This is a genomic window from Alicyclobacillus vulcanalis (assembly GCF_900156755.1).
Lineage (GTDB): Bacteria > Bacillota > Bacilli > Alicyclobacillales > Alicyclobacillaceae > Alicyclobacillus > Alicyclobacillus vulcanalis.
Genome location: NZ_FTOO01000003.1, coordinates 273,134 through 290,589 on the forward strand (window position 1 = coordinate 273,134; position 17,456 = coordinate 290,589).

The window sequence follows — 17,456 nt, forward strand, 5'->3', positions numbered from 1 at the left end:
CCTTCTGGTCTAATGGCCCCCGAATGGGAGCAAGGACGGCGCGCCACAAATCGTGTGCACCGAGGATCCATGCTAGCACGTTCCGCGTGCGCGCACAAGATCCACACGGTGTCAACCTCGGGTGTACCCGGCAGCCTCTCGCGTCCTTTCAGGCGCGAGGTCACTCGTTAAAGAGTCACACGTTGAAGCGGAAGTAACACACGTCTCCGTCCTGAACGACGTAATCCTTCCCCTCTAAGCGGATTTTGCCTTGCTCGCGGGCAGCCTGAAAACTGCCGGCTCGGACGAGATCGTCAAACGCGACGACTTCCGCGCGAATAAAGCCTCGTTCGAAGTCGGAGTGAATGACACCCGCGGCCTGCGGCGCCTTCGTCCCTGCGCGGATGGTCCACGCGCGCACCTCGGGCTCGCCCGCAGTAAAGAAGGTGATGAGCCCAAGGAGCTCATACGCCTTGCGAATGAGCCGATGGAGCCCAGGCTCCTCGAGGCCAAGGTCCCGCAGGAAGGCGTCGCGGTCTTCACCTTCGAGTTCCGCCACCTCAGATTCCAACTGGGCGCATACCACGACGACCTCCGCGCCTTCCACCTTCGCCCGCTCCTCGACTTGCTTCACGTACGGGTTGGCGGACGGGTCCTGGATGTCGTCCTCCGCGACATTGGCGGCGAAAAGCACCGGCTTGGCGGTCAACAGGTGAAGGTCGCGCAGGATGCTCGCCTCTTCTTCATTGAGCTCGACCGATCTCGCCGGCTTCTCCGCCTCCAACGCAGCTTGAATGCGCTCGAGCGCCTCCACCTCCATCTTGAATCGCTTGTCCCCGCTTTTCATATTCTTGCGAGCTCGGTCCAAGCGCTTCGCCACCGTTTCGAGATCTGCCAAGATCAACTCCACGTTGATGATGTCGATGTCGCGGAGCGGATCCACGGAGCCAGCGACGTGCGTGATGTCTCCACTCTCAAAGCATCTCACCACATGGACAATGGCATCGACTTCCCGAATGTGCGCGAGAAAACGATTGCCGAGGCCTTCGCCCTGGCTCGCGCCCTTCACCAGGCCTGCGATGTCCACGAACTCAAAGGCCGTTGGGACGATCTTTTTGGGATGGACGATGTCCGCCAGCGCCTGAAGGCGCGGGTCCGGCACCTCTACGACGCCGACGTTTGGATCAATGGTACAAAACGGGTAATTCGCCGCCTCCGCGCCAGCCTTCGTAATGGCATTGAACAGCGTGGATTTGCCGACGTTCGGCAGGCCGACGATCCCAGCCTGAAGTGACATGTTGACACCTCGCCGCGTTGTTTGCAGGATTAAGTATAGAGATGCACGTCGATCTCGACAAAGCTGTCGGGGAGAATTCTTGTCCATGTTGTACGACATCGCGCATAAAATAGGGGTGCGCGATGGCTCGGGACATCTGTCCGGATAATCCTTCTCCCCGTTGGAATACTCATCATCAGAGGAGGTGATAGCGATGCTGCGTCGGCTCTTGCGCCGCCTTCGCGTTCGCAAATTGACGCCCAAGGCGCTGGCCTGCGAGCCCAAGCGCGCCTCCGCCGTGACTGTCCGCGCGTATCCCATGGCTTCATGACCACGCGTCCCTCAGGTCTTTTCCTTCTTTCCCGTGACACACCGTTCCCGTGCTCACACTCGGCCCGCGAGAGCTTCCGTTCCGGTGGCTCTCGCGTTTTCATGTGGAGATGAGACTTTCTCGACATCGCAGAGACAGTCGTACAGCGCCGCCTGAATGCCGAAATCCGCAAGTGCCGCCGGCGTGAAGTCGTTCAAACTGACGCCCTGTCCGTGCCAGCCGATTTCAAGCCGGACCACGCGCGGATGTCCCTCCGCCTGCACGCGCGCTCGCGCGATGACGCTCGCTCTCGCGTTGCGCACGCGCACCAAATCTCCATCTTGAATGCCGCGATCCGCCGCAACCTCCGCACCCAGTTCGGCGACAGGGTACGGCTCCCGAGCCTCCGGCAACGTGTCGCGCTGCGACATCTGCCACTTGCGCGGGTGAACCGTGAGCAGCGTGTACGGGAGCTCTGCGTCCTCCGGAAATCGCTCGACGTCGATCCGCGCGACGGCCGAGTGCCCATCGCGCACGGCCAGGGAGGATGCAAACTCAAACTTTCCGCTCGGCGTGAAGAATTTCTTGTCCTGCCACGGCACGCCAGGCACGCCCAACCGGACGAAGCCGCGATCGCGCAGCTCCTCGATGCGCTCCGCCGGCCACCGCCTGAGCGCCGCGCGAATCCACGAATCGACGTCGCCCTCCATGATCTCAGGTCTCCCCATGGCCGTGGCGAGATCGCGGAAGATTTGCCAGTCCACCTTTGCCTCGCCCCGCGGCGGCACCACCGGGCGAGCGTAGCTCACGCAGTCATGCCACATGGTGGTGTACACCACGTCCTCCTCCTCGAGGACGTTGGTGCAGGGCAGCACATAGTCGGCGCACGCCGCCGTGGCCGTCATGAACGTGTCGATCACGACCTTGCAGCGGATGCCCTCCATGGCCTTGCGCAGGCGGCTCGCGTCGGGCACCTGGGCAATCGGGTTGCTGCGCGTGACAAACATCACCTGCACGGGCGGATCCGCTTGCGCGATGTCAGCCGCGAGCGTCGGGCGCAGCATTTCGCGCACGTCTGCGCGACGGCGATGGGTGATGGCCTCCTCATCGTAAAAGATGCTCAACTGCCGCTGAGCATAGTTCACGCCACCGCCCGGCACGCCGACGTGCCCCGTCGCCGCGGCCAGGGCGTCGATGGCGCGGACGGTCTGACCGCCCTGCGCGTATCGCTGCAGCCCGATGCCGAGCAAGGTGCACACTGGCGCCGTCCTTCCGTAGAGCTCCGCCAGGAACCGAATGTCGTGCAGGGGCACGTCGGTCCAGCGAGCCACCTCAGCGGGATCGTACCTATCCAAATCCTCCGCGAGCGCCTCCCAACCGACGGCGGCATCGCGCACAAACTCGAGGTCGATCCAGCCCTCGTCGCGGCAGATCCGAAGCGCGGCCAGGGCCAGAAGCCCATCCGTGCCTGGACGGGGGTAGATGACTTTGTCTGCGCGGCGCGCGGCATCCTGCGGCAGGGCGCTGATCACCACCAGCTTGGCGCCGCGGGCCTGAGCCGCGCGGATAAAAGGCATCATGTGGACGTTGGTATTGGCGACGTTGCGTCCCCAGACCACAATGGCCTGGGCATGTTCCGCCATGTCCTCGGGCGAGTGGCTGTTGGCTTGGCCAAAGTCGTAAGTCTGGGCCCGCAGACCCGCATCCCAGCACAGGCTGCCGATGGCCTCCGAACAACCGCCGAGGCCGTAAAAGAACCGCTGATTGAGTGCCTTCAACAGCCCGCCCGATCCCCAGTCGTAGTAGTGCAAAATCCCATGGTGCCCGACCTCCGCGAGCGTGCGCTCGACCTCCTGGGCGATTTCGCGAAGGGCCTGCTCCCACGAGATCTGAACCCATTCGCCGTTGTGCTTCTTCATGGGATGCAGGACGCGATCGCGGCTGTTCCTGCGGACCGCAAGCTGCCTCCCTCGGTTGCAGATGGTGCCGCGCGTGATGGGGTGATCCGGATTGCCGGATAGCCGAATCTCCTCATCGTCGCCGACTTCAGCAATGAACGCACACGCATCGTAGCAGTCAATGGGGCAAGCCGTTTTGACCTTCATCGCCTGCGCCTCCCTTCTCCACTATCGCACGAACCAAGCGTTCAAACTTCGCTCGCGGAATGAGGACGCTGTGTCCACAGCGATGGCACTTGATGCGAATGTCCATGCCCATTCGAATGATCTGCCACCGGTTTTCGCCACAGGCGTGTGGCTTCTTCATCCGCACGACGTCGCCAAGTCCAAATGAGATTGGCACGACATCGCCTCCCCTGCATCACTCGGCCACAAGCTCGCCACTCGCCGCGCCATGTTCTCCCTCGTCCTCGTGCAGTGCCTTGTCCAACGCCTGCTTGATCCGCTCATGCGCCACGCGCTCGATCTCGCCATTCTTGGTCGGCGCACAAATCGCCGTGGCGCGGATCACCACATTGGCGTTGGAGACGTCCTGGACGCCCAACACCGTGACAGGTCCCGTCACCACGTCGGGTCGCTCCTGCTGAAGCTGCTCCAAGACGTCCCGCATCACGGATTTGACGAGATCGACATCCACGTCGTAGGGGACGGTCACGTCGATCACGGCCGTGGAATTCGTCCGCGAGTAGTTGATCACGCTGGTGATTTGGCCGTTCGGGATGACCTGAACTTCTCCCGTCCACGCCTGGATCCGGGTCAACCGGATCCCAATGGAGATGACGGTGCCCTTGAAGCTGTTGATTTGCACGGTGTCACCGACGCCGTACTGGTCCTCAAAGAGAATGAACAGGCCAGAGATGACGTCCTTCACCAAGCTCTGTGCGCCAAATCCGACCGCCACGCCGACGATGCCGGCGCTCGCCAGGATGGCGGCGACGTTGACGTGAAAGAGCGAAAGAACCTCAACCACCAATACAAAGTATACCGTGTAGCGGATGACGTTCGTGAACAGGGACTCAAGTGTCTTCCGCCGGCGATCGTCCATCCGCGTATGTAGGGACAGCGTGCGCCGCGTGATGCGAACGCCAATGCGTATCAGGATCCGTGCCAAGACCAGGAAGATGGCGATGCGGATGGCATCCCAGATCACCACCTCGAGACTCGGTAGATCCGACAGCGCCTTGCGCCCAATGTCCGCCCAGAGCGTCACCGCTCACCCTCCCCTGCTCGTCTCATGATGTCCCATCATACCATAGATCGAAACGCAGGGACGGCCTGGGCGGCGTGAAGGAGCAGTTGGAGAAGCGGGTTCTCGTCCAACGACTGCGGATGACCGAGCAGATTCAGGAGGATGGCGAACGCGGGACCGGCTTGGACCATGGCCCAGCCGCCAGCGGCGAGGCCGCACAGGATACTCGCGGCGCGTGCCGAGCGCGTGGGCGCCGCGCCGTCTTCATCGTCGAGCATGGTCTGGATGAAGCGGTGCAGCGCGACGAACACAAACCAGACCGCCAAGCCCGCACAACTGGCCACCAGCCAGTCGAGGGCGTGTACGGCAATCCACTGCGGCGGCTGCGCCATCAAGCGGGTGCTTCCCGCAGCGTTGGGCCCAAGCACGGCCATCGCGCCCGCGGCGCGCTGGGCCATCCACGCGAGAACCGGCCTTGTGATGGTCAAATGCATGACCATCCACGGGGCGACCTGAATCGCCGCGTACGTGCTGGCGAAGAACCCGACGGTGTACAGCAGCGCGACGTCGGCAGACTGAGCCCCGATCCAGGCGGCAATCCAGAGGGCCCCCACCAACAGGACGAGATCGAGCATGCCATCCCCCCGCGCTTCTACTTTCAGCCTTGTCAGGACAGGTATAGTCGATGATACGCAAACGTATACTGGGAATATTCCGTGCGAGGGGGAAATCGGGTGAATCGCTTGTCCACAGAGGCTTCTATATCGAACGCGTGCCAGTTCGGAAGCCGCATCTCCATGGAAAGTCCAGATGCGGTCGTCGCTCTCGAGCGGCAGCTCGATCTCGCACTCGCGCAGTACGGCCGTCTGCCCATGGTGATCGTGTGCGTCGGCACGGACCGCTCGACGGGCGATGCGTTTGGCCCGATTGTCGGATCGCGCTTAGCGCACAACGTGAAGCTGTCGGGCATCCACGTGCTCGGGACGCTGGACGATCCCGTTCACGCCGTGAATCTGCAGGCGACGCTGCAGCGGATCGACGAGTGGTATCCTGTGAAGCCGTTTGTCATTGCGATTGACGCATGCCTGGGCAAGTTCGATCACGTGGGTCAGATTTCGCTCGACGTGGGCCCGCTGCGGCCGGGCGCTGGTGTCAAGAAAGTGCTGCCGGAGTTCGGGGATCTCTGCATCACGGGGGTCGTGAACGTGTCGGGGTTCATGGAGTATTTCGTGCTCCAGAACACGCGCCTTGCCATTGTGATGCGGATGGCCGACATCGTCGCCGACGCGTTGACGTCGAGCCTCGCGCGCTGGTACGAACAGCATCCGACCAGGAGACTGGGGATGTAGCGCAGACGCATCCCCAGCCTCCTCGTGCAGATGGAGCCGATGCTCGCGCCCGGATCACCGTGCGCGCCAGAGCGCCATCTGGGCGAGGCGCCCTACGAGATTTGAGCGGTCGAGCGCGTTTGAGGCGCACCGTGGAGAGCTTCTTCAATCACGGCGCGCTCTTCCTCGGTCAGCATGTAAGGCGAATCTCCGCGCTGCACCGGCTTCCCGTAGGTGACGGAATCTTCGCGGCCGTAGATCGACGTGATCACGACGCCATCGCCTTTGCCGTCCACCAGCGCCACGGAGTAGCTGAGATCGCTGCCCACTTCTGCGAAAGCGTTGTAGCGAAGAATGGCCGGTGTGGAGACCTTGGACTGCAGCGCTTCGTCGAGCTCGCGCAGGCGCTCCTCCGCTTCGCGCAGCTTTGCCTCCAGCTTGCGAACCGCATCCTTCGTGTCTTCGAAGACCATCTCGAGATCGGCCGCGCTGGTGATCTCCTTGAGCCGAGCGAACTTGCGCTTCAGTCGCGCGGAGCGGGATAGGGCGGCCACAGCGACGATGAGACAGAGAATCGATACAAATCCGCTGCCCAACGCGATATCGAGTGCGTAGGGTTGAAGAATGGAAAGCCCCATGGCCATTCGCCCCTCCTGCAACAACTGTACAACACATGCCGCACCAAGTGACGGTCGGTAGTATGGCTAGATCGGGAACCGGCATCACGTGCCAATGCTTGGACAATCGTTACATCTGCGTCAACCAATGCACCACCACCTTCGCGATGGGCGCAATGACGATGGCAGGCAGCAAGTTCGGCACTGCGATCCGGCGAAGCCCCGCCAATTGCGTGCCAATGGCGACAATAAGGAGACCGCCGACGGCGGTGATGGGTTCAATGACCAGCGGTGTGTCCAGGAAACTGCCGAACAAGTGTGAGAGAAGCGCGATTGCGCCCTGATACACCAAAACGGGAAGAGCGGACAAGCCCACTCCTGGACCCAGCGTGGAAGTGAGAACGACGGCCGAGAACCCATCGAGCACGGACTTGGCAAACAGGGTTTTATGATCATTCTGCAAGCCATCCTGAACGGCGCCTACGATCGACATCGAACCCACGCAGAAGAGAAGCGTGGCAGAAATAAAGCCCTGGGCGATGGGGCCGCGATACAGGCGGCGGAATCGCTCCTCCAGTCGGTGTGCGGCGCGTTCAAACGCGTCCTCGATTTTCAAAAGCTCGCCTACGACGGCGCCCATCACGACCGAGAAGATGATGAGTACAATGTCGTTCATGTCACTGAGTGTCATGCTGAGACCGATGGCGATGACGCAGAGCGCCACGCCCACGGTGACGGTCTCGCGCATCCGGTCTGGAATGCGCGGCAGGATGTAGCCAATTGCCGTGCCCAACAGGATGGCGAGCACGTCCACAACAGTACCGAGCAGAAACATGCGGTCACCTCGCGGCACAACGTTGATCAAACGTTCCTCATGGAGCGTGCGCCAACATGAGGTCCATGATGCGCCGGAGGTCGTCCTCCGAGTAATAATCGATCTCGATCTTTCCGCGCTTTTTGCCCGGCTGGATCCGAACGGAGGTGCCAAGGTAAGCCTGGACCTGCTCTTGATACCGGCGGTATTCCGTCGGCAGCGTGCGCGTTTCGGTTTCACGTGAAACCTTCTTCGGTTGGTAGATCACCATCTCCAGCTTTCGAACGCTCCAGGCTTCCTTCACGGCCTGCTCGGCCAGACGAAGCTGCTCCTCTGCGTCCTCGACCGACAGCAGCGCGCGCGCGTGCCCCATCGTCAGTGTTCCACGTGAAACCATGTCCTGAATTTGAACCGGCAGCTGCAAGAGCCGAAGCATGTTCGTGATGTGGCTCCGGCTTTGCCCCACGCGCTTCGCCAACTCGTCCTGTGTCAAATGGCAGGTCTCAATTAATTTCGCGTACGCATCCGCCACTTCCATGGGGTTCAAATCCTCGCGCTGCAGGTTTTCAATCAGCGCAATCTCCATCAGCAACACATCGCTCAAGTCGCGAACCACCGCCGGGACCACCTGCAACCCTGCCATCTTCGCGGCGCGATACCGCCTTTCTCCGGCGACGATATCAAAACCTTTGACCTGGCTTCGGCGGACGATGAGCGGCTGAAGAATTCCGTGCTCGCGAATCGAATCGCACAGCTCTTGCAACTTCTCTTCATTGAATGTGCGCCGCGGTTGATACGGATTCGGACGCAAATCTCGAATATCGATTTGGACGATCTGATCCTCTTCCGACACATTCAGCTGCGGGATCAGCGCGTCCAACCCACGACCCAGACCTCGCTTAGCCACGCGCGATCACTTCCTTCGCGAGTTCCATATATGACTCGGCGCCGCGCGACTTCGGATCATAGTGAATGATGGGCCTGCCGTGACTCGGCGCCTCGCTCAAGCGAACGTTGCGCGGAATAATGGTCTTGTACACCTTGTCCCGAAAGAACTTCTTCACGTCCTCGATGACCTGCAAACCTAGGTTGGTGCGCGCATCTAACATCGTCAGCACCACTCCCTCTACTTCGAGTGACGTGTTCAGGTGTTTTTGAACCAGCCTGACCGTATTCAACAGCTGGCTCAGCCCTTCCAGTGCGTAATACTCGCACTGAATCGGGATCATCACCGAATCGGCCGCAGTCAGAGCATTGACCGTCAACAGTCCGAGGGACGGCGGACAATCAATGACGATGTAGTCGTATCGATTGCGCATCCCCTGAATAGCCCGTCGGAGTCTCACTTCACGCGAGATGGTCGGAACCAACTCAATCTCGGCACCCGCCAACTGAATGGTGGCTGGAAGCACGTCCAAATTGTCGAGGCCTGATGGCATGATGGCATCCGCAATATTCACGTCGTTGATGATCACGTCGTACACGCAATACTTCACGTCGGCCTTGTTGATGCCGACCCCGGACGTGGTATTGCCCTGCGGATCGATGTCGATCAGCAGCACGCGTTTGCCTAACGTCGCCAAGCAAGCCCCGAGATTGACCGCGGTTGTCGTCTTCCCCACGCCACCTTTTTGATTGGCAATGGCGATCACGCGGGCGCTGGACACGACAAGTCCTCCTTCAAACTCGAACAAAATTTCCTAGATACCGTAGTTCATTTCTCGACTCCTCTCATTCTACTGCAAAACCTCAGGGATTTCCGCTTCAACCTTGTGCGGATTCCTTCACCTCCGGAAAAAACGCGAAAGCGGCCCACCGGCCGCCTCATTCGTCCCTGAACACTCGCAACCTCGCGTCACTCCGCGACGGGATGACCGCCTGCGCGGTGGCCCACCGCCCGTGGTTCCGGTGAACCGCGCACGTGTATGCATGGCATCTTCGCCTACAGCCGCGCCATTCCGGCTTGCGCCGCACGGGTCACAGGATGGCGCCTCCCGCTCACGGGTGCTGCCCCACCCGTCCTTCGCGCACGCCGCGGAGGCGTGGAACACCACCGACCCTGAACCACACGAGGTCAGCGATGAGCCGCAGGCCTTTACGACGACTTCGCTTCCCTCGCGGCTTCGGACGCAAGCTTCTCTCCAGGCACCTTCTTCGGCACGCGAATGGTGAACTGGTAATACGCTTCTTCGTCGACCTCTTCGCAGACCACTTCGAGGCCCGTCTGTTCAATCATCTGAAGCGACTGGCGAATGGTGTTGACCGCCAAGCGCACGTCCTTCGACAGTCCGCGCTTCCGAGGTTTTCTTCGCCTCTCCGCAGAGGAACCCAGAGACTCGAGCTTCGCCTTCACCTTGTCTTCCATCTGCTTCACATTCCAGCCCTTTTCAATGCACTCGTTCAGCAGCTCCACCTGAAGCTCCTCGGAGGGCAAAGCCAAAAGGGCACGGGCGTGGCGCTCGGTGATCTGTCGGGTCAACAGCGCATCCTGCACAACCTGGGGCAAGTGAAGCAGGCGCAACTTGTTGGCAATCGTGGACTGTCCCTTGCCCAGGCGCTGCGCCAGGCTCTCCTGCGTCAGACCGTGCAATTCCATCAGCTGCTGATAGGCCACGGCCTCCTCGATGGGCGTCAAACCCTCGCGCTGCAGGTTCTCAATGAGCGCGGCGGACGCGGTCTGTGCATCGTTTAAATCCCGCACGATGGCGGGAATGGTGGGCCAACCCAAGTAGCGCACGGCGCGCAGTCTCCGCTCACCCGCGATCAATTCGTACACATCGCCCTTTTTGCGAACGACGACGGGCTGAATGACGCCATGGGTATGAATCGTCTTCGCCAATTCCTCGATGGACTCTTGCTGAAAAATGGCTCGGGGTTGATATGGATTCGGGACAATGCGTTCGACTGGAATGTCCACGACCTGCGTCTGCGCATTCGATGTGTCGCGGAAGCTGATGAATCGTCCCCACGTTTCCCTCATCTTAGACCCCTCAATTCATGAACACACGAGGTTCGACACACAATGTCGAATTCACCAAGGCGTGCCCGTATTCCTTCTCTTCGACAAAACTTCTCATGAATTTACAAAGATCGTATCTGGAAGACCGCATTCGATCCGATTCGACACCGCCGTCCCATTACAGCGGTTGGCGCGCAGGTGTGCCCGCCTTCCTCGGATACCGCTTCGGGGCCGGCGTTTCCTGTTGAAAGGACGCAATGACGCGATCGCCCTGGCCGTCCAGAAGCGCATACGCCGTCACGCTTCCCGGGCGCGCGCCAAGCACCTTGGCCGCCCTCGCGGCATCCTCCGCCTCTTCTCCGCGATACGACGGTCCCTTGTACAGAAACGCCCACCCGCCGGGCGCGAGCACAGGCGCCGCGTACTCCAGCAGGACGTTCGATCGCGCCACCGCACGTGCGACCGCCGCGTCGAAGGAGCTGCGCGCATCCGCCTGCCGACCCAAGTCCTCCATGCGCGCGTGAACGGCTTTCACGTGGTTCAGGCCGAGATCGGCCGTCACGTGCTCGACAAATTGCACGCGCTTCCGCGAAGCGTCACACAGCACAAACTGCGCGTTCGTCCACAAAATTGCCAGGGGAATACCCGGAATGCCGGCGCCGGTGCCGATGTCGATCACGCGGCCGCCCCGCTCCGCGATGTCCCGCCAGCTCGCCACTTGCGCGATGGCGGCGCTGTCCAGGAAGTGTTTGATCCAGATCTCGCGCGTTTCGACAATGGCGGTGAGGTTGAGGCGCTCGTTCCACTCGACGAGGAGCTCCGCATAGCGATGCAGGGCTCGCTCGGCCGCGTCGTCCACAGGCACGCCCCAAGCGCGCATCTGCTCCACCACGTCACGCATGGGCCGCGCGCCTCTCCTGGGCATCCAGATAGACGAGCAGAATGGAGATGTCCGCGGGCGTCACGCCGGGAATCCGCGCCGCCTGCCCGACGGTGCGCGGGCGAACCCGCGACAGCTTCTCTCTCGCTTCCATGGCCAGTCCCTTCAGCTGCATGTAATCGAGGTCCTCGGGCAGCTTGCGCCCCTCCAGCCGCTTCTGCCGCTCGATGAGCTCGTTCTGTTTGCGAATGTAACCGGCGTACTTGATTTCGATCTCGACCTGTTCGCGCACCTCCGGGTCGATGTCCACTCCACCGGTCGGATCGAGGTGAGACAACTCCTCGTACGTCAATTCGGGCCGCTTGAGCAGCTGTGCGAGGCTCATCCCCGAGTCGATCGGCTGCGAACCCAGTTCGACCAGGCGCGCGTTGACGTCCTGTGGCTTGACCTTCACGCGCGACAGCCGAGCCAGCTCCGCCTGGATGCCTTCCTTCTTGCGCATCACACGGCTATACGCCTCGTCCGTCACAAGACCCACGCGATAGCCGATCTCCGTCAGGCGCAGATCCGCGTTGTCGTGGCGCAGAAGAAGCCGGTGCTCCGCGCGGGAAGTGAGAAGCCGATACGGCTCATTCGTCCCCTTCGTGACGAGATCGTCGATCATCACGCCGATGTACGCGTCCGATCGCGACAGGACCACGGGCTCCTCGCCTTTGACCTTCTGCGCGGCGTTGATGCCGGCCATGATGCCCTGGCCCGCCGCCTCCTCGTATCCGGACGTCCCGTTCAGCTGCCCGGCGGTAAACAACCCCTCCACGAGCTTCGTCTCCAGCGTGGGCCAAAGCTGCGTGGGCACGACCGCGTCATACTCGATGGCATAGCCGGGGCGGAGCATTTCCGCGCGCTCGAGCCCGGGAATCGAGTGAAGCATCTTCAGCTGGACATCCTCCGGCATGCTTGTCGACAGCCCCTGCACGTACCATTCACACGTGTGCGGGCCCTCGGGCTCGAGGAAGATTTGGTGGGTGTCGCGATCGCGAAAACGCACCACCTTGTCCTCGATGGACGGGCAGTAGCGCGGCCCGGTGCCCTTGATCTCGCCGCTGTACATTGGCGAACGGTGCAGATTCTCCAGGATGATGCGATGGGTCTCCTCCGTCGTACCGGTGAGCCAGCACGGGATCTGTTCGCGCACGGGCGTGTCGGGATCGAAGGAGAAGTGGCGCGGCACGGGATCGCCGGGCTGCGCAATCAGCTTGCTGAAGTCGATGGAATTCTTGTTGATGCGCGGCGGTGTCCCGGTCTTGAAGCGGACCAAGCGAAAGCCGAGATCGACAAGGCAGTCGGACAGGCGAAGCGCCGGCATTTGCCCGTTAGGCCCGCTTTCGTACGACACCTCGCCGATGTGAATGCGGCCGCGGAGGTAGGTGCCGGTGGTCAAGACGACGGCCTGTGCGTGATACTCCTGACCGCTCTTCGTGACGACGCCGTAAATTCGGCCGGCGCGCACCAGGAGCTCTTCAACGAGCCCCTGTTTCACGTGCAGGTTCTCCGTCCGTTCGAGCGTCCACTTCATGTTGAGCGCGTAGTAGGCCTTGTCCGCCTGCGCGCGCAGGGCCTGGACAGCCGGGCCCTTACCGGTGTTCAGCATCCGCATTTGGATGTAGGTCGCGTCCGTATTCTTGCCCATCTGCCCGCCGAGCGCGTCCACCTCGCGGACCACGATGCCCTTCGCGGGCCCGCCGATGGACGGGTTGCACGGCATGTACGCGATGGTATCCAGGTTGATGGTCAAAAGCAGGGTCTGGCAGCCCATGCGAGCCGCCGCCAGCGCCGCTTCACACCCCGCGTGCCCCCCGCCGATGACGATCACGTCGTATGAGCCGGCGAAAAACCGCATCCTCGTGCACCTCCTATCATTTGCCGAGACAGAACCGCGAAAAAATCTCGTTCAACAGGTCTTCTCCTGCCTCTTCGCCGATGGTCTCCCCGAGTTTCTCGTAGGCCGACTGGAGCGCCACGGCCACCAGGTCCAGCGTCGCCCCCGCCGCCGCGGCATCCCTCGCCGTGCGGAGATCGTCCTTCGCCTCTTCAAGCAGCCGCCTCTGCCGCTGGTTCGCCATGTAACTCACGTCGAGATCGACCGCCAGATCCCGCTGGATGGTCTGTACCATGGCGTCCCGAAGGGCGTCGAGGCCCGTGCCTTCGCGCGCGGACACGCGGACGATCCGCCCTGGCGCCATCTCGTCCACCAAGCGAAGCGCTTCCGGATGCAGGCCGCGATCGACCTTGTTGAGCACCACGATCCTCCGGGCCTGCGCCGACTCGCGCGCAATCACCTCGTCCTCGGGCGTGGGCGGTTCGCTCGCATCCACGACCCACAGCACAAGCTCCGCATCCTGCATCGAAGCGCGCGATCGCGCCACGCCAATGCGCTCCACGACGTCGTCCGTCTCGCGGATGCCCGCCGTATCGATGAGGCGCAGCGGGATCCCGCGCAAATTGATGTACTCCTCCAGTACGTCGCGCGTCGTGCCCGGCAAGTCCGTGACAATCGCGCGATCCCGCTCCAACAGCGCGTTCAAGAGCGACGACTTGCCTACGTTCGGGCGTCCCACGATGGCCGTCGCGATCCCGTCCCGCAGCACGCGGCCAAGCTCGGCCGAACGGATCAGGCGGTCCACGTCTTGCATCATGTCGTCACAGACCCGCACGACGTGATCGCACGCGACGTCTTCCACATCGTGCTCCGGATAGTCGATGGTCACCTCGACATGCGCCTCGAGCTCGATGAGCCGCCGCCTGAGCGCCCGCACGGCGTCTCCAAACCGCCCCCGCACCTGGCGCTCCGCGAGCTTGCCTGCGAACGACGTCTTGGCGCGGATCAGATCGATCACGGCCTCCGCCTGCGACAGATCCATCCGGCCGTTCAAGAACGCCCGCTTCGTAAATTCGCCTGGCTCCGCCAGCCGCGCGCCTGCATCAAGACAAGCCGCCAACACAGCCTCCACCGCATACGAGCCCCCGTGCACCTGGAGTTCGAGCACGTCTTCGCCCGTGTAGCTGTGCGGCCCGGGCATCCACAGGATAATCGCTTCGTCGATGACCTCGCCCGTTTTGGGATCCACGACCTGCCCATAGCGCATGCCGCGCGCCTCCAACTTGACGGGCCTGCCCCGCTTGGAGCGCACGAGTCCTTCGCCGACCGCGCGCGCCCCCTTTCCGCTCACGCGGACGATGGCCACGCTCGCCTCTCCGACTGCCGTCGCAATGGCCGCGATGGTGTCCTCCTGCACAATCGCCTGTGCCATGTCTCGTCACCCTCCCTTCTACACAAAAACCCCACTGCTTTGAGCGGGGTCTCAGCCGTTTCGTTTATCCACCACGTGCCACGAGCGTCCCATCTCGGCGAGCGCCCGGTATCATGTCCAATCGTGCCGCTTTGGCACAATCTTCACCCGGCGATGCGGTTCCTGTCCTTCGCTCATCGTCAGCACGTCGCCGCGCTGCTGCAGATGAGCGTGCACCCACTTGCGTTCCTTGCGGGGCATCGGATCGAGCGTGACGGGGCGCCCAAGCCGCACCGCCTTGTCGGCCGCTTCGTCCGCGAGCCGCCTCAGGGACTCCAGTCGCCTGTCCCGATATCCGGCGGCATCGAGCGTGAAACGCATTCTCTCCTCAGCATCGCGATTGGCGACGATGTTTACCAGGTACTGCAACGCGTCGAGCGTCGCGCCGCGCCGGCCGATGAGAATGGGCAGGACATCCTCGTCCGCCGAGATCGACAGGCGCACCTGACCTTCCTCGTCCACATCATCGGCCACAATGACAGGCTGACCCAGCCCCATCTTCACAATGGCGGTTCGCAAAAACTCCTTGGCGGCGTCGAGCGGCGTCTCCACGACGCTCACCTCGACTTCCGCTTCGCGACCGCTCAACCATCCGAGAAAACCACGGCTCGGCTCTCGGATGACCCGTATCTGCGCCTGCGATCTCGGCACGCCGAGCCGCACGAGCGCCGACATCACCGCTTCCTCGATGGACTTTCCCGTGGCCACCACTTTTCGCATTTCGCCCAAGCCCTCCGACCCTTTTCACCATGGGCCTCGTGAAACTCCGGCTCACGCCTCACATGCCTCTACGGCTCCTGCGGGCTGTTGCCTTCGGGCGGCACGCCTTCCTGATTCACCGAGCTTCCGCCGTCCGGCTTTGTCGCCTTCTTCTTCTGCGAAGCCTTCCCGCTCTGTTTCCCTTTTGCAGAACCGCCTGTCTTTGCGCCCGCGTTCCCGCGCGCACCAGCCTCCGCCTTCCCAGAGGACAGCTGGTTTGCCGCGGGCTTCGCTGCGCGCTTTGGCTTCGGTTGCCCAGACGGCGCCTGTTTGGCGTCTTTCGTCCCCGAGGTCTTCAGCGTTGCCGTGCCGCCTCCGGCGAGCGCCAATTCACGCTGTTCTCGGCGATTGGGAAGTGTAATGAACAAATAGACCTGGATGGCGACGAGCAGGTTGGTGTAAATCCAGTACAAGATGAGCCCGCCCGGCGCGCGAAAAGCAAAGAAGAAAATCATCACGGGGTACACAAACAGCATCGACTTCTGCTGGACCGGCTGGCTCTGCATCGACAACCAGGACGACAAAAGCGTCGACAGAGCCGCAAGGACCGGCAGAATGTAGTGCGTGTCCCAGTGTCCAAGCGGGAAGATGCCCAAAAACGTGCTGTGTCTCATGCCGACGTTGCCGATGATGGCGCCGTAAAACGCCCAAAGAAACGGGAGCTGAATCAGCATCGGGAAACAGCCGGCGAGCGGGTTCATGCCCGCTTCCTGATACAGCTTCATGAGCTCTTCCTGCATCTTCTGATTGTCGAACTTGTATTTCGCCCGGATCTTCTGCATCTCCGGCTGCAGTTTCACCATCGCCCGCTGGAAGCGGATCTGGCGGAGAAACAGCGGCAACACGACCAAACGCACGAGAATGGCCATGAACAAAATGGAAATGCCGTAATCGTTGCCGAACAGATGGGCGAAGTAATCCATCAGATCGGAAATGCCGTGCAACACGACGCCCCACCAGTTGTTCGGCCAATGACCCGGCTTGGTGGGGTACAGGCCACACCCCGTCAGCGCCACCACGGCCGCGAGGCTGAGGGCGATGGTCCATCTCTTGCTGGCTCTATGCTTTTCGTTCAAGCGCGCATCCCCCTACCTGACTCCGGCACCTCGTCCACACCGCCAGGATGCCACGGTCCACACTTGACCAACCGCCGGACGGCGAGCCAGCCGCCGTACAGCACACCGAAGCGCGCGATGGCCTGGACCGCATATTCCGAACAAGTCGGCGTGAACCGACATGTGGGCAATTTGGCTGGCGAGATGTATCGCTGATAAAATCGAATAAGCAAAATCAGAAGCCGCCTCACGGTCGTTCATCTCCCGTCGGCTGCGGTAACAGCTTCGCCTTCGTCAACAGCTTCTCGACTTCGCGCTCCAGATCCTGAAACGGCGCGTCCGCTGCACTCGCGCGGCAGACCACGACCACATCCACCGGCTTGTCGCGAAGCTCGTCCAAGTGTCGCTGAAAGATGGCGCGTAACACGCGCTTCAAGCGGTTGCGCACAACCGCCTTCCCAACTTTCCGGCTGATGGAAAACCCGACGCGAAGTCGAGCCTCCCGATTGTCGCAATAATACAACACGAGCCTGCCGCTCGCAAACGACTTGCCTCTGCGAAACACGCGCCGAAAGTCGCGGCTGTCCTTGAGCCGATGCTCACTCTGCAAGGTCCGCTCCTCCAGTTCCTCGATGGCCTCCCCGCATCAACCCGCCCTTCACAAAAAAAGGCCACTTCCGTGGCCCTTCTCACGCGGACAGCACCTTCCGGCCCTTCGCGCGGCGGCGCGCCAACACCCGTCGACCGCCCTTGGTCGCCATGCGCTTCCGGAAACCGTGGTTCTTCTTCCGCTTACGAACGTTCGGTTGATAGGTCGGTTTCATCGAGACACCTCCCCCGTGCGGACACACGTAGCTACGATACAGAAAGATCCTGACCGTGTCAATGTTCTATTCTCCACTATCCACATGTGGACAACACGTCCGCCCAGCCGCGCTTTTCTCGCAGGCGAAGCCCACTCATCCACATCTCATCCACACGT

At 61.8% G+C, this 17,456-nt stretch carries 19 protein-coding genes; 1 reads left to right on the forward strand and 18 read right to left on the reverse strand.

What is annotated here, in order from left to right:
* Nucleotides 1–175 precede the first annotated feature (175 nt).
* The 5 genes from ychF to BW934_RS05520 all read right to left on the reverse strand — a co-directional run bounded on the left by ychF (nucleotide 176) and on the right by BW934_RS05520 (nucleotide 5,347).
* Nucleotides 176–1,276 carry a redox-regulated ATPase YchF gene (ychF, locus tag BW934_RS05500; protein ID WP_076345894.1) on the reverse strand — a complete coding sequence of 367 codons (1,101 nt, stop codon included), beginning with the start codon at nucleotides 1,274–1,276 and terminating at the stop codon, nucleotides 176–178.
* 363 nt (nucleotides 1,277–1,639) lie between these two features.
* Nucleotides 1,640–3,670 carry a molybdopterin-containing oxidoreductase family protein gene (locus BW934_RS05505; protein ID WP_076345896.1) on the reverse strand — a complete coding sequence of 677 codons (2,031 nt, stop codon included), beginning with the start codon at nucleotides 3,668–3,670 and terminating at the stop codon, nucleotides 1,640–1,642.
* Nucleotides 3,642–3,866, reverse strand: a complete 225-nt coding sequence (locus BW934_RS05510) for a DUF951 domain-containing protein (RefSeq protein ID WP_076345898.1) — start codon at nucleotides 3,864–3,866, stop codon at nucleotides 3,642–3,644. The genes BW934_RS05505 and BW934_RS05510 overlap by 29 nt, the downstream gene beginning before the upstream one ends.
* 18 nt (nucleotides 3,867–3,884) lie before the next feature.
* The gene (locus BW934_RS05515) at nucleotides 3,885–4,733 is read right to left on the reverse strand and encodes a mechanosensitive ion channel family protein (protein ID WP_076345900.1); all 849 of its coding nucleotides are present in this window, start codon (nucleotides 4,731–4,733) and stop codon (nucleotides 3,885–3,887) included.
* Nucleotides 4,734–4,768: 35 nt separating this feature from the next.
* Entirely contained in the window at nucleotides 4,769–5,347 is a 579-nt protein-coding gene (locus BW934_RS05520) for a hypothetical protein (RefSeq protein WP_076345902.1), read from the reverse strand.
* 99 nt (nucleotides 5,348–5,446) lie between these two features.
* On the opposite strand from BW934_RS05520, the gene yyaC reads away from it, so the two are divergent.
* Nucleotides 5,447–6,061, forward strand: coding sequence for a spore protease YyaC (gene yyaC / locus BW934_RS05525; RefSeq protein ID WP_076345904.1), 615 nt, complete (start codon nucleotides 5,447–5,449; stop codon nucleotides 6,059–6,061).
* A gap of 92 nt (nucleotides 6,062–6,153) precedes the next feature.
* Here yyaC and BW934_RS05530 read toward each other — a convergent pair whose 3' ends face one another.
* The 13 genes from BW934_RS05530 to rpmH all read right to left on the reverse strand — a co-directional run bounded on the left by BW934_RS05530 (nucleotide 6,154) and on the right by rpmH (nucleotide 17,298).
* The gene (locus BW934_RS05530) at nucleotides 6,154–6,678 is read right to left on the reverse strand and encodes a DUF4446 family protein (protein ID WP_076346009.1); all 525 of its coding nucleotides are present in this window, start codon (nucleotides 6,676–6,678) and stop codon (nucleotides 6,154–6,156) included.
* A gap of 109 nt (nucleotides 6,679–6,787) precedes the next feature.
* On the reverse strand, nucleotides 6,788–7,492 hold the full coding sequence (locus tag BW934_RS05535; protein ID WP_076345906.1) for a DUF554 domain-containing protein: 705 nt from the start codon (nucleotides 7,490–7,492) through the stop codon (nucleotides 6,788–6,790).
* Nucleotides 7,493–7,529: 37 nt separating this feature from the next.
* Nucleotides 7,530–8,378 (reverse strand): ParB/RepB/Spo0J family partition protein, encoded by an 849-nt coding sequence (locus tag BW934_RS05540; protein WP_076345908.1) that lies wholly within the window; start codon nucleotides 8,376–8,378, stop codon nucleotides 7,530–7,532.
* Nucleotides 8,371–9,138 carry a ParA family protein gene (locus BW934_RS05545; protein WP_076346011.1) on the reverse strand — a complete coding sequence of 256 codons (768 nt, stop codon included), beginning with the start codon at nucleotides 9,136–9,138 and terminating at the stop codon, nucleotides 8,371–8,373. The genes BW934_RS05540 and BW934_RS05545 overlap by 8 nt, the downstream gene beginning before the upstream one ends.
* Nucleotides 9,139–9,566: 428 nt before the next feature.
* On the reverse strand, nucleotides 9,567–10,451 hold the full coding sequence (noc, locus tag BW934_RS05550) for a nucleoid occlusion protein (RefSeq protein ID WP_076345910.1): 885 nt from the start codon (nucleotides 10,449–10,451) through the stop codon (nucleotides 9,567–9,569).
* A 157-nt stretch (nucleotides 10,452–10,608) separates the two neighbouring features.
* Nucleotides 10,609–11,331, reverse strand: a complete 723-nt coding sequence (gene rsmG / locus BW934_RS05555) for a 16S rRNA (guanine(527)-N(7))-methyltransferase RsmG (RefSeq protein ID WP_076345912.1) — start codon at nucleotides 11,329–11,331, stop codon at nucleotides 10,609–10,611.
* Nucleotides 11,324–13,210, reverse strand: coding sequence for a tRNA uridine-5-carboxymethylaminomethyl(34) synthesis enzyme MnmG (mnmG, locus tag BW934_RS05560; protein ID WP_076345914.1), 1,887 nt, complete (start codon nucleotides 13,208–13,210; stop codon nucleotides 11,324–11,326). Before mnmG ends, rsmG begins: the two co-directional genes overlap by 8 nt.
* 16 nt (nucleotides 13,211–13,226) lie before the next feature.
* Nucleotides 13,227–14,621: a tRNA uridine-5-carboxymethylaminomethyl(34) synthesis GTPase MnmE gene (mnmE, locus tag BW934_RS05565; protein WP_076345916.1), complete on the reverse strand. Its 1,395-nt coding sequence runs from the start codon at nucleotides 14,619–14,621 to the stop codon at nucleotides 13,227–13,229.
* Between the two features lie 111 nt (nucleotides 14,622–14,732).
* A complete protein-coding gene (gene jag / locus BW934_RS05570) occupies nucleotides 14,733–15,380 on the reverse strand; it encodes an RNA-binding cell elongation regulator Jag/EloR (RefSeq protein WP_076346013.1) in 648 nt (215 codons plus the stop codon).
* 68 nt (nucleotides 15,381–15,448) lie between these two features.
* The gene (gene yidC, locus BW934_RS05575) at nucleotides 15,449–16,495 is read right to left on the reverse strand and encodes a membrane protein insertase YidC (protein ID WP_076345918.1); all 1,047 of its coding nucleotides are present in this window, start codon (nucleotides 16,493–16,495) and stop codon (nucleotides 15,449–15,451) included.
* A complete protein-coding gene (yidD, locus tag BW934_RS05580; protein ID WP_076345920.1) occupies nucleotides 16,492–16,725 on the reverse strand; it encodes a membrane protein insertion efficiency factor YidD in 234 nt (77 codons plus the stop codon). Before yidD ends, yidC begins: the two co-directional genes overlap by 4 nt.
* The gene (rnpA, locus tag BW934_RS05585) at nucleotides 16,722–17,084 is read right to left on the reverse strand and encodes a ribonuclease P protein component (RefSeq protein WP_076345922.1); all 363 of its coding nucleotides are present in this window, start codon (nucleotides 17,082–17,084) and stop codon (nucleotides 16,722–16,724) included. Before rnpA ends, yidD begins: the two co-directional genes overlap by 4 nt.
* Before the next feature lie 79 nt (nucleotides 17,085–17,163).
* Complete coding sequence (gene rpmH, locus BW934_RS05590) at nucleotides 17,164–17,298, reverse strand: 50S ribosomal protein L34 (protein WP_012812152.1); 135 nt, start codon at nucleotides 17,296–17,298, stop codon at nucleotides 17,164–17,166.
* Nucleotides 17,299–17,456 lie beyond the last annotated feature (158 nt).